Origin of the sequence: Streptomyces sp. NPDC059679 (assembly GCF_042734105.1) — a bacterium.
Lineage (GTDB): Bacteria > Actinomycetota > Actinomycetes > Streptomycetales > Streptomycetaceae > Streptomyces.
In genome coordinates this window covers 275,681-288,989 of record NZ_JBHWES010000004.1, presented here as the reverse complement: position 1 = coordinate 288,989, position 13,309 = coordinate 275,681, and the positions used below count along the sequence as shown (strand labels likewise).

At 69.8% G+C, this 13,309-nt stretch carries 10 protein-coding genes and 2 pseudogenes; 2 read left to right on the top strand and 10 right to left on the bottom strand.

Annotated features, from left to right (window positions below; all coding sequences use genetic code 11):
• Positions 1 to 897 precede the first annotated feature (897 nt).
• Together ACFV2X_RS07860 and ACFV2X_RS07855 are read right to left on the bottom strand one after the other, a co-directional pair.
• Positions 898 to 1,410 carry a DUF3291 domain-containing protein gene (locus tag ACFV2X_RS07860; RefSeq protein ID WP_385612821.1) on the bottom strand — a complete coding sequence of 171 codons (513 nt, stop codon included), beginning with the start codon at positions 1,408 to 1,410 and terminating at the stop codon, positions 898 to 900.
• 32 nt (positions 1,411 to 1,442) lie between these two features.
• The gene (locus ACFV2X_RS07855; protein WP_385612819.1) at positions 1,443 to 2,132 is read right to left on the bottom strand and encodes a helix-turn-helix transcriptional regulator; all 690 of its coding nucleotides are present in this window, start codon (positions 2,130 to 2,132) and stop codon (positions 1,443 to 1,445) included.
• A gap of 349 nt (positions 2,133 to 2,481) precedes the next feature.
• Between ACFV2X_RS07855 and ACFV2X_RS07850 the strand changes: the two genes are divergently transcribed.
• Complete coding sequence (locus ACFV2X_RS07850) at positions 2,482 to 3,201, top strand: GntR family transcriptional regulator (protein ID WP_385612816.1); 720 nt, start codon at positions 2,482 to 2,484, stop codon at positions 3,199 to 3,201.
• A 24-nt stretch (positions 3,202 to 3,225) separates the two neighbouring features.
• On the opposite strand, the pseudogene ACFV2X_RS07845 reads toward ACFV2X_RS07850, so the two are convergent.
• Together ACFV2X_RS07845 and ACFV2X_RS07840 are read right to left on the bottom strand one after the other, a co-directional pair.
• Positions 3,226 to 3,633 (bottom strand): annotated as a pseudogene (locus tag ACFV2X_RS07845) (amidohydrolase family protein); the annotation flags it as partial.
• Positions 3,634 to 3,666: 33 nt separating this feature from the next.
• Entirely contained in the window at positions 3,667 to 3,987 is a 321-nt protein-coding gene (locus tag ACFV2X_RS07840; protein WP_385612813.1) for a hypothetical protein, read from the bottom strand.
• A 318-nt stretch (positions 3,988 to 4,305) separates the two neighbouring features.
• Here ACFV2X_RS07840 and ACFV2X_RS07835 point away from each other — a divergent pair.
• Positions 4,306 to 4,551 (top strand): annotated as a pseudogene (locus ACFV2X_RS07835) (SDR family NAD(P)-dependent oxidoreductase); the annotation flags it as partial.
• A gap of 158 nt (positions 4,552 to 4,709) precedes the next feature.
• On the opposite strand, the gene ACFV2X_RS07830 reads toward ACFV2X_RS07835, so the two are convergent.
• The 6 genes from ACFV2X_RS07830 to ACFV2X_RS07805 all read right to left on the bottom strand — a co-directional run bounded on the left by ACFV2X_RS07830 (position 4,710) and on the right by ACFV2X_RS07805 (position 13,299).
• The gene (locus ACFV2X_RS07830; protein WP_385612810.1) at positions 4,710 to 6,257 is read right to left on the bottom strand and encodes a sugar ABC transporter ATP-binding protein; all 1,548 of its coding nucleotides are present in this window, start codon (positions 6,255 to 6,257) and stop codon (positions 4,710 to 4,712) included.
• Positions 6,254 to 7,330, bottom strand: a complete 1,077-nt coding sequence (locus ACFV2X_RS07825) for an ABC transporter permease (RefSeq protein WP_385612807.1) — start codon at positions 7,328 to 7,330, stop codon at positions 6,254 to 6,256. Before ACFV2X_RS07825 ends, ACFV2X_RS07830 begins: the two co-directional genes overlap by 4 nt.
• On the bottom strand, positions 7,327 to 8,403 hold the full coding sequence (locus ACFV2X_RS07820; RefSeq protein WP_385612804.1) for an ABC transporter permease: 1,077 nt from the start codon (positions 8,401 to 8,403) through the stop codon (positions 7,327 to 7,329). The genes ACFV2X_RS07825 and ACFV2X_RS07820 overlap by 4 nt, the downstream gene beginning before the upstream one ends.
• Positions 8,400 to 9,488 (bottom strand): mandelate racemase/muconate lactonizing enzyme family protein, encoded by a 1,089-nt coding sequence (locus tag ACFV2X_RS07815; RefSeq protein WP_385612802.1) that lies wholly within the window; start codon positions 9,486 to 9,488, stop codon positions 8,400 to 8,402. The genes ACFV2X_RS07820 and ACFV2X_RS07815 overlap by 4 nt, the downstream gene beginning before the upstream one ends.
• Positions 9,489 to 9,523: 35 nt before the next feature.
• A complete protein-coding gene (locus tag ACFV2X_RS07810) occupies positions 9,524 to 10,612 on the bottom strand; it encodes a sugar ABC transporter substrate-binding protein (protein ID WP_385612799.1) in 1,089 nt (362 codons plus the stop codon).
• 548 nt (positions 10,613 to 11,160) lie between these two features.
• Positions 11,161 to 13,299, bottom strand: a complete 2,139-nt coding sequence (locus ACFV2X_RS07805) for an alpha-galactosidase (RefSeq protein ID WP_385612797.1) — start codon at positions 13,297 to 13,299, stop codon at positions 11,161 to 11,163.
• Positions 13,300 to 13,309: the final 10 nt, after the last annotated feature.

Below are 13,309 nucleotides of genomic sequence, written 5' to 3'. Positions count from 1 at the left end.
CTGCTGACCGCCCGATACTCACCGCCTCGAGGAACCCCAAGCCTGCGCCGGCTGGGGTTCCTCTCCTTTGTGAACTTTCATCGTGGGTACGGACCGAAGCACTGCGACGCCACCGGGGATACCGCTTGCCGGCCGTGATGTGCCGTGAGTTCCGTAAGTGTCATCCGGGTCGCCGGTCCGTGTCGCCCTCGCCCTCCTCGGCGCTGTGCTTGCCGAAATGTCATCCGTCCTGGTGGGAGGTGGTGCGCGCGGTGTACGGGAGGTCGACCGGAGAAGTCGCCCGAGCGGGCGCTCTCGTGAGGGTGGAGCTCACTGCGGCAAGAGGATCGACCGTGCTGCTGCGACTGGCCTACTTGGGCGTGGCGAATGCGTTCGCCATGCTGCGCCTGCGTTGCCGTACGTGTGGGCGAAGCGGTCGCACGTCCGCGTGTCCGGAATGGACTCTTTCACGGCAGACCGATACAACCGCGGCAACAGGGCCTCCCGGTGAGCAGTGGCGTAGACACCCTCTGTGCTACCGAGAGGCCCTGTCCTCATGCCTTCGCGCGGCCACAATCACCTGAACAGCACACCCGTACGGAACCCCCAACCCCACACTCGGTTTCGAGATGACCTCTCACGGAGTGTGGCCAGGGCCTCGGCGGCCTCGTGTGCTGCTTCCTGGTTGGTTTCGTTGGACTCCTGACCGCCCAGGGCTCTTCGCATACTCGATCTGCCCTGTGGCACGGGTCTGCTGCCTCACCCCGAGGTAAGTCAGCGCCCACGCGCCCAAGGCTCCCGCGACTCCGACTGCCGCGCCCAGCACGACCGCGATCCCCTGATCCATGCGGGCATCCTGTCCGGCGTAGCGGTTATTTCACACATGCTCAGGAGGGAGTAACCGTCAAGACCTGTGGATCAGTTAGCTGCTTCAGCTTGCGTTGGCGGCGCGGCCTGAAGGTGCTGGAGGGCCTCGGCTGCGGTGTAGGAGGAGGCGAAGGTGAACGCGCGGGGGGACGACCCGTGCGCCCGCAGGTCCGCCAGCCGCTCCAGGGCCTCGTCGACGGTCGGGAGGTGGCCGACGGGGATCCACCAGAGCACCAGGTGCGCCTCGACGTGCCGTTCAAACCATTCGCGGCGTCGCTGCATGGCCTCCAGGTGTCCGCTGCGGTAGGTGAAGTCCCACAGGGCTTCCTGGGTCTCCCACACCGACAGGGTGACGATGACGTCGTCGCCCGCCGGGCGCAGGCCGGTGGCGTCGGCCGCCCCCTCCTCCACGAGCCGCCACACGAAGCCGGGCGCGGCGTCGGCGGAGGCGTTGACCGGGTCGAGCATCTCGACGAACGGCGCCGTGCGCGGGTCGTCAAGGGGGTGTCGGAGCGTGGCGACGTTGAGGTGGGCGAGGTGGGCGGCATGCACGGATGCGGTCATGGCCTCATCCCAGCATGCCCCCCATTTCTATGTCAATCAATGTTGTTTTTAGAATTCTCGACCACCACGCAGCACTCCCCGGGCCGGGGGTCCATGCGGGCGCGGACGGGGCCGTCCGTGCCGAACAGCCCCTCCAGCAGCGCGAGATTCATGCCGCAGACCAGTGGCGGGAAGCGTTCGGCGACGGCATGGAAGGGGCAGTTGCGCATACGCACGACACTCGCGGCCGCCCCCGACACCCCTTTGGCGTCTTCGGGGCCTTCCAGGTGTGGTTCGTAGCCGCGGGCGGCCAGCATCTCCATGGCCTCTTCAAGACCGCCGCAGGGCGCCGCCGAGCCACGCAGGACCTCACCCCGGCGGCGCGCCGCCGCACACAACCCGGCATCCAGCCCGGCCTGCTCGGCCGCCTCGGCGAGCAGCTCGGCGGCAGTGCGGTAGTCGCGGGCGGGCAGCGACACCGACAGCTCCGCCTGCGCCCGCGTGTACACCTTGGCGGGACGGCCCGCCCCCGGCCCCGAGCGGCCTGACAGACGGCGGCTGCCGCTCTCCAGCAGCCCGACCTCGGCCAGCCTGTCCAGATGGTGCGCGGCGAGCGTGCGCGCGACCCCGGCCGCCTCGGCGGCCTCGTTGCGCCCGACCTCGCGGCCCTGCGCCGCCACGTACTCGTACAGGCGACGCCGCACCGGATCCTGCAACGCCGCGATCGCGTCAATGTCCTCCACCCCGCCATTCTAGAAACAACACAGGTTGGAGATAGAACGGCGGACCCGACCCCGGCCCGTGTGCCCGACTCACGTGGCCTCCGAGGAGTTCCCGGTGCATGCGGCGGTAGCCCCAACCCGGATTCTCCAGCGCCAGACGCAGGGCCAGTTGCCGCAGGGCCTCTGGTTTCGGTGGTCGGCCCTGACGACGGGGCCGCCGACCATGACCGGGGTGGACGTCTCCGGCACGCGCGGCCAGGATGTGATGGGCCTCTCTCGGGCGGTCAGGGCGTGTGAGGGCCCCGCCGGTCACTGACGTACGTCGCTAAACTGCTGGTGGTCGCAGCACACTGAGCGCAGGGAGATCCGGATGTCGGCACACGACCCCCCTGTCCCCGCTCAAGCGGACAGGGCGAGTGAGCCGACCACCGCGCCGGTCCGGCAAGCCCTGTCCGACAGTGTCTACGAGGACATCAAGGCCAGGATCATGGACCATGAGATCGCCCCGGGGGCGCGCGTCGGTATCGAGGCCATGGCCAGTGCTCTCGACGTCTCGCCGACTCCCGTACGTGAGGCTCTCGCCCGGCTGGAGTCCGACGGTCTCGTGGTCAAACGGTCCCTGTCTGGATACCGTGCGACCGAGTTGCTGACGCGGCAGGGCGTGGAGGAGCTGTTCGAAATGCGGTTGCTCCTGGAGCCGCGCGCCGCGGCGCTCGCTGCCCGCAACGCGGACGAGGGTCAGCTCGACGCCATCGAAGCGACGCTGGAGGCCATGCTGGTCCACCCGACGGGCCCCGGCGGGCCATACGCCTCCTATCGCGACTTCGCTGCACTGGACCAGCGCTTCCACGATGCCGTCGCGGAAGCCACCCACCGGCCGCTGCTCGCTGACGCGGTGGAGCGGCTCCACTCTCACCTGCACATTTTCCGCCTCAGCAGCAACCAGGACGCAGGCGACCCCACCCTGGCCGAGCACGAGCGCGTGGTGCGGGCGATTCTGCGCCGTCGGCCCGAACGGGCCGCCGAGGCGATGGCCGATCACCTCACGCGCAGCCTGGAGCGCCAGCTGACCCGGTTCGAGGGGGAGTGACCGGATCAGATCAGGCGCCGGAACCAGGGATGCCGGTTTCCGCAACTGCCGCGCCCACGGCTCGTTCGGCCCGGAGACGATCGGCGGCTTGCCGAGGTGTTCCAGGACGAAGGTCAGCCCGGGTACGGCGGCGGCCGCCCGCGCCGCCGCGGGCAGTTGGTGCGGCAGGACAACCAGGTCGTAGACGAGCCCCGCCGAGGCGACCGTGCGCAGGCCGCGCAGGACATCCGGCCGAGTCAGCCAGTCGGGGTCGGGCTCCGCCTGGACCTGGTGGCGATCCAGCACGACCGTGGCCGTGATCCCGGCCGCCCGGCTCTCGGCCTCCAGGTCCGCGAGGACGAAGGAGCGCCGCAACGGGGCCAGTTCGGGCCCGTCGATCCACCCCTGGTCGCGTACGGCGAGGTCCCACAGGTGGTGATGGGCGTCGACCATGCTCACGAGCGTGGTGATGGGCGTCGACCATGCTCACGAGCGGCTTCCTTCCGGAATCGGCACACCGGCGGGGAGCAGCTCCTGCTCGCGCAGAGCCTCCCGTACGGCACCGGGCAGGGCTTGCGGTACTGCGCCGCCGCGTCCCGGACCTGGGCCGCCGACCGCGCCCCGACGAGTACCGAGGAGACCGCGGGATGGCCGAAGGGGAAGCGGAGGGCCGGCACGCAGCGGCACCCCGTGCCCTTCCGCGAGGTCGCGCATACGCGTGGCCCGGCGCAGCAGGCCCTTGGGCGCCGCCCCGTAGTCGTAGGTGGCTGTAGGCGTGGGATCGGCCAGCAGCCCGGAGTTGGACACACCGCCGACGATCACGCTCCTGCCGGCGGCTGCCGCGGCGGGCAGCAACGCCTCCAGCGCGCCCTGCTCAGCGACGTGTAGCGTCCGGCGCAGAGCACCGCGTCGACGTCCGTGTCGGTGATGAACCGCGCCAGCATGCGGCTCTGGTTCATACCGGCGCCGATGGCTCGCACGACGCCCTGCGAGCGCAGCTCCTCCAGCGCCGGGTACGCCTCCTCGAAGGCATGCTCCCGTGATCGTCGGGGTCGTGGATCAGGACCAGGCCCACGCGGTCGAGCCCGAGGCGGATGAGGCTGTCCTTCCAGGGAACGGCGTATGCCGCTGCGCGGGTACGCCGCCGACGTGTCGGACCACACCGCGGTGCGGTCCGCTGTCGCCGCCGCGGCCGGTGACCTCGGCGGCATCGACATCCTGGTCAACAACGCGGGCATCGGCGCCGTGGGTACCGTCGAGGACAACGAGGACGCCGAGTGGTACCGCGTCCTGGACGTGAACGTACTCGGCATGGTCCGCACCACCCGGGCCGCGCTGCCCCTGCTGCGCGCCTCCGCGCACCGGGCCGTCGCGCCCGCCAGCCCATGGGCCGTCTGGTCACCGCGGAGGAGGTCGCCGCCGCCATCGCGTACCTGGCGAGCCGAGGACCGGTTCGGGTACGTCGCGGTGTAGCGCCCGGTACTCCTCCCCCCTGTCGGGGAGGACCTGGAAGACCTGGGCAAGCCGCTTCATGTGGCGGAGCCCTTCGCGGTCACGGTCGAGGCGGCACGGTCGTGGATCATCCGGATGATCTTCCCGCTCATGCGGTCGTAGTCGTGGTCGTTGTCCACCTTCCCGCGGACGCGGTGGTCGGCCATGACCACCACCCGGTCGGCGAGGGTGATCATCTCGGTCAGGTCGCTGCTGATGAGCAGGATCGGCAGGCCGTCGCGGGCCAGCTCCCAGATCAGCTCGTGGAAGGCATGCTTGGCCCGCACGTCCACACCGACGGTCGGTTCGTCGACGACCAGCAGCCGGGTATCGGCCGCGAGCCACTTCGCCAGGCTCACCTTCTGCTGGTTGCCGCCGGACAGTTCACCCGCGTTCTGCTGCAACCCGGAGACACGTATTCCGAGACGGTCGACGTGGTCCTGTGCGACCTCCCTTTCCCGGCGTGGAGAGATGTCGCCGAGGAACCGGCCGAGTGTGTTCCACACCGTCACGGTGATGTTCCGGACGATGGGCTGCTCCAGGAAGACGCCTTCCTCTTTGCGGTTTTCTGTCAGATAGCCGATGCCGTAGGTGTGCAGGGCCTCCCGCGGGGAGCTGATCCGCGCGGGTCGGCCGTACACGCGGATCTCGCCGGCCGTGATCCGGTCGAGGCCGAGGACGGCCTTGACCAGTTCGCTGCGGCCGGCGCCGACCAGACCGTACAAGCCGACGATCTCGCCGGGCCGGACGTCGAGCGAGACGTCCTGGTGTCCGGCCGCCGTGCACAGTCCCGACAGGGACAGGGCCGGTGGTGCGGAGGTGTCCACCGCGCGCGGCGTCAGGTCCGTCACCGAGTGGGCTCGGCCGACCATGAGGGTGACCACCTCGTCCTGGGCGTACTCGGCGAGGGGTGCCGACTCGAGCACCGGTCGGCCGTCGCGCAGGACGGTGACGGTGTCGCAGATCGCGAAGACCTCCTCCAGCTTGTGGCTGACGAACACCACGCAGGTCCCGCGCTCCTTGAGCCGGCGTACGACGTCGAAGAGGCGCTCCGCTTCCCCGGGGGAGAGCGAGGCGGTGGGCTCGTCAAGAAGCAGCACCTCGCTGTCGGTGTACAGGGCCTTGGCGATTTCGACCAACTGCTGCATCGCCACGGACAGTTCGCGTACCGGTCGGTGCGGGTCGAGGTCCAGGCCGAGTTCGGCCAGGCAGCGCTGGGCGAGGGCGGTCATTGCCTCCCGATCGACCAGTCCCCGGCGCGAGGGCGGGTTCTGGAGCGTGATGTTCTCGGCCACGGAGAAGCCGGGGATCAGGTTCCGCTCCTGGTGGACCACGCCGATGCCGGCCCGGGTGGCCTCCAGCGGGGAGCGCAGGTGGATCTCCTCGCCGTGACGGAGCAGTCTGCCGCCGTCGGGCGGGTGCACTCCGGTGATCATTTTGATCAGCGTGGACTTGCCCGCGCCGTTCTCCCCGAGCAGGGCGTGCACGGTACCGGCGGTCAGGGTCAGGCTCACGCCGTCGAGGGCGCGTACTCCGGGGAAGACCTTGACGATGTTCTCGCATTCCAGCAGAACCTGGTCGCTCATCGGGCGCCTCCCGTGCTCGGCAGGACCGCGGCCGGCGGCGTGTCGCTTTCCGGTGGCGCGGGTGGTGTGCGTCCGGGTGCCCTGCCCTTCTTCTCGAGGTGGGTCTGGTGGATGCGGCCGCCGACGACGGTGCCGAGGACGACCAGGCCGATGAGGAAGTTCACCCAGCTCGGGTCGAGGGAGAACTGGGCCCGCGCGGTGTCGATGAGCCGCATCACGAAAGCGGCCAGCACGGTGCCGAGCACCGCGACCGAGCCACCGGTGAGCGCGACGCCGCCGATGATGGGAGCGGCGAAGCTGGGTAGCAGCCAGTCTCCGCCGACGCTGCGGTTGACGCCGGGCAGTGAGGCGGTGGCGATCAGCGCGGCGAGGCCGACGAGCAGGCCGGACAAGGTGTGGGCGAGCACGATCTGCCGGTCGGTGGAGATGCCGGACAGGCGGGCCGCGAGCGGGTTGCCGCCGGCGGCCAGCAGCCGTCGGCCGGCGATGGTGCGGTACATGAAGGCAGCGAGCAGCGTGGCCGCGGCGAGAGCGGTGACGAAGACGAGGGGGATGTTCAGCGGCGCTGCGTGGCCGAAGTCGCGGAGCGTCGTCGAGTAGCCGTCGATGGTGCGGGTGCCGGAGAGCCGGTACTGCGCGCCCACCAGGATCGTCATCGTGCCGAGGGTGACGATGAAGCCGTTGATGCGGGTGGCGACGATGAACACGCCGGTGAGCAGGCCGATCAGGGTGGCGGTGAGGACGCCGGTCAGCACGGCGAGGCCGGCGGGCACTCCTTGGTCGGCCATCAGTACACCCATCAGGCAGGCGGTGAACCCGCCCAGCGCGCCGACGGCGAGATTGAGCTGCCCGACGCACAGAGCCACCATCTGGGCCAGGCCGATGAGGACGGGTGTGGCGAGGTACTGGAGGAACGTGCGGAGGGAGGAGCCTTCGAAGAAGGAACCGGAGGAGGCGATGCCGAGGCCCACGTAACCGACGACGACCACGCACAGCAGGGTCGTCGTGGTGGACCCGGTGAAGCGCCGCAGGGCCGGGAGGGCCAAGGCCTGTTTGTCGCGGAGCGTCGTCATGTGGAGCGCACCACCTTGCGATAGGACACGACGGTGCGCACCCGGTCCGCGGACAGGGCCAACAGGAGCACGCAGCCGAGGTAGATGTTGAGGCTTTCGAGACCGACGCTGAGCAGGTCGAGCCCCTTGCGGATGACGCCGACGAGGGAGGTGCCGAGCAGGGCTCCGATGACGGAGACGACACCACCGGTGAGGAGGGTCCCGCCGAGCACGGCGCCGAGGAACGAGGGGAGCATGAAGTCGTCGCCGATGGAGGCGCGGAACGTGCCGGTGCCGACGGCGGCCATGAAGCCGGCGAGGGCCGCGAGCAGCCCGGACAGCGCGTGGGCCAGGATGATCCGGCGGCCGGTGGGGATACCCGACAGCTCGGCGGCGGCGGGGTTGGCGCCGGTCAGCAGCAGTTCCCGGCCCAAGCGGGTGCGGGCGTAGAGGAAGCCGAGGCCGGCCAGGGCGAGCACGGTGAACTGGGCCAGCTGCGGGATGGCGGGTGAGCCGCAGATCGGGCCGGCGCAGATGTCCGCGAGCGAGTAGGAACGCAGCTCCGCGAGCCCGTCGGGCCGGGTGGTGAAGGCGGCGTTCTCGGTGAGGGCCGAGTAGAGCAAGGACACCAGACCCAGCAGGGCGAAATCCATGGCCAGCGTCACGACGAACGAGTTCACGCCGGTGCGGGCGATGACCCAGCCGGTGAGGGCCCCGATGGCTCCCCCGGCGACGAGGCACAGCACGAGGCCGAGCGGCAGCGGCAGTGCGAGCCGGTCGTAGCCGAACCCCGCGAACAAGGCACCGAAGGCGGCCATGCGTCCCACGGCGAGGTTCATGTGTCCGATGGACAGGACGACCATCTGCGAGAGTGCCACCACGGTGAGCGTCGAGATGTCCCTCAGGAGGGGAAAAAGCACCAGCCGCTCGTCGAAGAAGGCGGGGCGCAACACGCCGAACAGGGCGGCGAGCGCGACGACGAGCACGAGCAGGCCGAGCCGCTGATTGACCCAGAACGGGAGCCGGTGGGCCGCGCGGGCCCCCTCGGAACGACGGTCGGTCTCGCTGTCGGTCCGTGTGACCGCCGTCTTCATGAGACCCTCCGGTCGTCGATGGCGTCCATGTCCCAGTCGATGCCGATGCCGGGCTCGTCCGGCGCCACGGCGAGGCCGTTGTGCAGGGCCATCTCGGTGCGGGTCACGGCGCGCAGCTGCGGGATGTACTCGACGAACACGCCGTTGGGCACCGCGGCGACCAGGCTGACGTGCAGTTCCATCAGGAAGTGCGGACAGACCCCGACGTTGAAGGTCTCCGCGAGGTGAGCGACCTTCAGCCACGGGGTGATGCCGCCTACACGGGCGACGTCCACTTGCACGATGGAGGCGCCACCGGCCTCCAGGTAACTGCGGAACTGCATGGGCGCGTACAGGGATTCGCCGACGGCGATCGGGATCCGGGTCGAGCGGGCCAGCCGGGCATGGCCGCTGATGTCGTCGGCGGGCAGGGGCTCCTCGAGCCAGTACGGGCCGTACGGTTCAAGGGCTGCGGCGAGTTGTACGGCGGAGGACAGCGACTGGGACTGGTTGGCGTCCGTCATGATGTGCAGCCCGGGGCCGACAGCGTCACGGACGGCGCGCAACCGCTCCGCGTCCTCGGCGACGTGCGGCTTGCCCACCTTGATCTTGACCCCGGAGAACCCGGCGTCTCTGGCCGCGAGCGCGGACTTGACCAGGTCTTCAGTGCCGAGGTGCAGCCAGCCGCCCTCGGTGTCGTAGACCGGGATCTCCTGGCGGTGCCCGCCCGCCAGCCGCCACAGCGGTTCTGAGGCACGCTTGCAGCGCAGGTCCCACAGGGCGGTGTCCACGGCGGCGAGCGCCAGTGAGGTGATGGCGCCGGTGGTCGTGGCTCGGGTGTGGGCGAACAGGGACTGCCAGAGGCCTTCGACGTTGCGGGCGTCCTTGCCGGTGAGGAGGGGCAGCAGGTGCTCCCGGAGCAGCGCCACCACCGAACTGCCGCCGGTACCGATCGTGTAGGCGTAGCCGGTACCGACCAGGCCATCGGCCGTGGTGATGGTGACGAGGACGGTCTCCTGTTTGACGAACGACTGCACGGCGTCGGTGCGGTCGGTCTCCACGGCGATGTCGGCCAGCAGGGCCGTCACGTTGGTGATGAGGGTCATGCGCGTACTGACTTTCTGTGTCGGGGGCCCGGCGGTCAGCCGCAGGTGAGGAACTCGTCGGCGAACTGCTTCTTCAGTTGCGCCGTCTTGGCTTTGCGTGCGTCGTCGTAGTCGGAGAGGTTGTCCTTCGTGACGATGAAGGAGCCGGAGTCGACGATCTTGCCGGGATCCTTCATGGTGCACTGCTTCGTCTGCAGCAGGGCGAGCGCCCAGGCGCCGATCTCCGCCTGACCGACCGGGTTCTGCACGACGGTGGCACTGACGGAGCCGTTCTTGATCGACGACAGGATCTTGGCGTCGTCGTCGATGGCCACGACCTTGGCCGCGGAGCCGGACTCCCGCACGGCCTCGGCGGCGGCGACCGCCGGGTTGTACGCGGTGGAGACGATGCCCGCGATCTGCGCACCCTTGGCGGCGAGCAGGTCGGACACGGCCTTCTGGGCGGTCTGAAGATCCTTGTCGATGTCGGTGATGGTCTGCAGCAGCGTGACCTTGCCGCCGGTCTCCTTCACCGCCTTCTCCACCCCCCGCCTGCGCAGCTGGGTGTTGGCGTCCACGTTGTTGCCGGTCAGATGGACGAGGGCGCCCTTGCCGTGCATGGCTTCGATGGCGGCCTTCGCGGCCTTGTACGCGGCCAGTTCGACGTCCGTAGAGAGGCAGAAGTCCGCCTCGTTCGTGTCGCCGGCCGGACAGGAGGCCAGGGACGCGACGGCGAAGCCCTGGGATTTGAGGTCGGCGAAGGTGGTGTTGATGTCGGTCGGGGAGACGCCGAAGATGCCGAAGGCGTTGTAGCCGCGGGCGGCGAGCGTCGAGACCAGGTTGTTCTGCTTCTGCTGGTCCCACTCGGCGGTCTCGTCGAAGGTGACGTCGCCCAGTCCCAGCGTTCTCTCGGCCTTCGCGCCGGCCTGCTTCCAGGGCTGGAAGTAGGGGTGGGCTCCGCCCGGTACGAGCGCGACCTTGGTCGCGGAGCCATCGGCCAGCTCGGCCGTCCCACCGCCGGTCTTCCCGGAAGCGGCGCTCGCGACGCCCGGTTCGTCCGAGTTCTTGATGGTGCAGGCCGATGAGGCGGCGACCAGGACTACGAGGGTGACGGCGGCTGTCATGGCGGTTCTGCGACGGCTCATGATGATGCCCCGAATCAAATAGGATTTTGTTGCCGTGATGCTCGGGGAGCACCCCGATCCGCGTCAAGGCCCCTGCGGGGATCGGGACGACGAATCTCCACTACAAACCGAACATAAGATGCGAGAAGGTCGCGGACCGCACCCCGTCGCACTCCGCCATGGCCCGGTTGGTGCCTACAGGAGCACTGTGCCCTGCGCCGTCAAGTTCTACAGAATCCTATAGAAACAAGCTAGTCGATGGGTTGTCACAGACGGGAGCGGGGTGCAGAAGGGGTGACCTGTGGGATGCCGCCGGGCACGGAGGGGCCCAGGAACACGCCGGCTCGGCCACACCGGTACGCGAGGCCCTGGCGCGGCTCGAGTCGGACGGACCGCATCGAGGTGCTGGTCGAGGAAATGCAGGGGCTGCCCGACAGGGCGACAGTTACGCCGTCTACGGTCGCTTCGCGGTGCTGGAAGGAATGGGACGACGTCGCGGGCGGCACCCCCAGGGCCGCTTCGTTCTCCGCCCGCTGCCTCGCCGCAGTCCGTCGGGTATGGGCAACGTGTCACGAGCCCTCTGCCGGGACGCGTACCAGGTGCAGCACCGTGCTCGCCCAGTCGCCGGGCGGCAGGTCCAGGTGCAGCCCGTAGTCGGCAAGGATCCTCGCATGGTGGACCGTTCCGGTGTACGTGTCGCGGTAGCGGGCGCCCGGGGTCAAGCCCCGCAGGCGGACCGGTTGGCGCGGGGCACCGTGCCGTGGTCCGCGCTGCCACGCAAGGAGCAGCACCTCGCCGGCGCCGTCTCCGGCGTATTGCACGACGGTCGGTCCCTCCCTCGCCGGCTCGCAGAGGCGGTACATGGCACCCTGCTGGACCAGATGACGTACTCGCTTGTAGGTGACCACCAGTCCGGCGGCCTCGGTGACCTCGTCCTCCGTCCAGCGGGAGAGGTCGCCGCCGATGCCGAGCAGGCCGGACATCGCCACGTGGAAGCGGAACGACAAGGGTACGGAACGGCCGGTGAGCTGGTTCGGCACGTCCGTCACCCACGCGGACATGGAGCACGCCGGATAGATGTGGGCGAAGCCGTGCTGGATGGCGAGCCGGTCCTCGGCGTCGGTGTTGTCGGACGTCCACGCCTGGTCGGTGCGTGCGAGGATGCCCAGGTCGACCCGGCCGCCGCCGCCGCTGCACGTCTCTATGCGCAGCTGCGGATGGTCGGCACGCAACCGGTCGAGGACCCCGTACAAATTGGTCACGTACCGCGTCCACAGCGCATCGCCGCCACCAGGTTCGCCGGGCCGGCCCGCCTCGCCAATGGCCCGGTTCATGTCCCACTTCAGGAAGTCGATGCCGTGGTCGGCGACCAGCCGGGTGAGCCAGCCGTACGCCCAGTCCGCGATCTCCTGTCGGGAGAAGTCGAGGACCAGCTGATTGCGCATCTCGGTGCGTGGCCGGCCGGGCAGGTGCAACACCCAGTCGGGGTGCTCGCGGTACAGGTCGCTGTCCGGATTGACCATCTCCGGCTCGACCCAGATCCCGAACCGCATGCCGAGCCCGTGCACATGGTCGGCCAACGGGCCGAGCCCGTCGGGGAACCGGTCGGGGGTCGGCGTCCAGTCGCCGAGGCCCGACCGGTCGCTGCGGCGCGCGCCGAACCAGCCGTCGTCCACGACGAACAGCTCCGCGCCGACCGCGGCAGCGCGCTTGGCCAGCGCCTTCTGGCCGTCCTCGTCGACGTCGAAGCCCGTCGCCTCCCAGGAGTTGTAGAGCACGGGAGCCAACTCGCCCGCGCGCGGCAGAACATGGGTCCGGATGTAGTCATGCCACGCCCCGGTGGTGGCACCGAACCCGCCGTCAGTGAACAGCCCGGCACACATTGGCGTCTCGAACCTCTCGCCCGGACCGAGTGGCAGGACCGTGCCCTCGTGTCCGACGCCGGCGGTGAAGCCGGCCCGGCCGTCGGGCGTGCGCTGCGCCGTGACGCGCCAGCCGCCGCTCCAGGCCAGGGCCGCGCTCCAGACCCGGCCGTGTTCCTCGTCGGCCTCGCCTGCGTCCACCATGACCCACGGGTTGGCGTGATGCCCCGTGATGCCGCGGCGACTGGTCAGCACGGTCTCGCCGTACGGCAGCGGCTCTCGGCGCAGTTGGGTCTCCGCCGACCACTGGCCGGTGACGTGGCTGAGCCGGTACCCGGGCAGTGGCGGGAGCGTCCAGGCGGCGGAGTCGGCGCGCAGCAGGTCGACACGGTTGGCGCCCGCGTTGCGCAGCACGGTCCGGCGCTCGATGACGTCGGTGTCCTCGCGTACCCGGTAGTGCAGCGCCACCTCCAGTGGGTACAGACGGTCGCGGAACCTCAGGACCAGCTCCTCCGCGCCGGATGACGGCTGCCGGAGCACCTCGTGCCCCTGAAGCCACCACTCGAAACCGCGGGTGCCGTCGATGTGGCGTACCTGGAGCGACGGCGGCCCGTAGTGGACGCCGTCATCCGCCGGCAGTTCCTCGCCCACCGCACGTCGCCCTTCGAAACTGCTGTGCGCCTCCCGCAGCGGAACGGCCAGCTCCAGGGCCTCCGCCAGGGACAGCCGTGGTCCCCACGCGACATGGCCGGGTGCACCGGTCTCGTCGATACGCAGGGCGTACGACGTGCGCGGGGTGGTGAGCAGCCAGACCCCGGCCTCGGGGGAATGGGAGATCAGCGGCATGAGGCCTCAC

Bases quoted from the DNA above. Each gene is read 5' to 3' on its own strand.
- ACFV2X_RS07860 (WP_385612821.1), bottom strand. From the start codon at position 1,410: ATGACCGCATCCGTGCATGCCGCCCACCTCGCCCACCTCAACGTCGCC.
- ACFV2X_RS07850 (WP_385612816.1), top strand. From the start codon at position 2,482: ATGTCGGCACACGACCCCCCTGTCCCCGCTCAAGCGGACAGGGCGAGT.
- ACFV2X_RS07830 (WP_385612810.1), bottom strand. From the start codon at position 6,257: ATGAGCGACCAGGTTCTGCTGGAATGCGAGAACATCGTCAAGGTCTTC.
- ACFV2X_RS07825 (WP_385612807.1), bottom strand. From the start codon at position 7,330: ATGACGACGCTCCGCGACAAACAGGCCTTGGCCCTCCCGGCCCTGCGG.
- ACFV2X_RS07820 (WP_385612804.1), bottom strand. From the start codon at position 8,403: ATGAAGACGGCGGTCACACGGACCGACAGCGAGACCGACCGTCGTTCC.
- ACFV2X_RS07815 (WP_385612802.1), bottom strand. From the start codon at position 9,488: ATGACCCTCATCACCAACGTGACGGCCCTGCTGGCCGACATCGCCGTG.
- ACFV2X_RS07810 (WP_385612799.1), bottom strand. From the start codon at position 10,612: ATGAGCCGTCGCAGAACCGCCATGACAGCCGCCGTCACCCTCGTAGTC.
- ACFV2X_RS07805 (WP_385612797.1), bottom strand. From the start codon at position 13,299: ATGCCGCTGATCTCCCATTCCCCCGAGGCCGGGGTCTGGCTGCTCACC.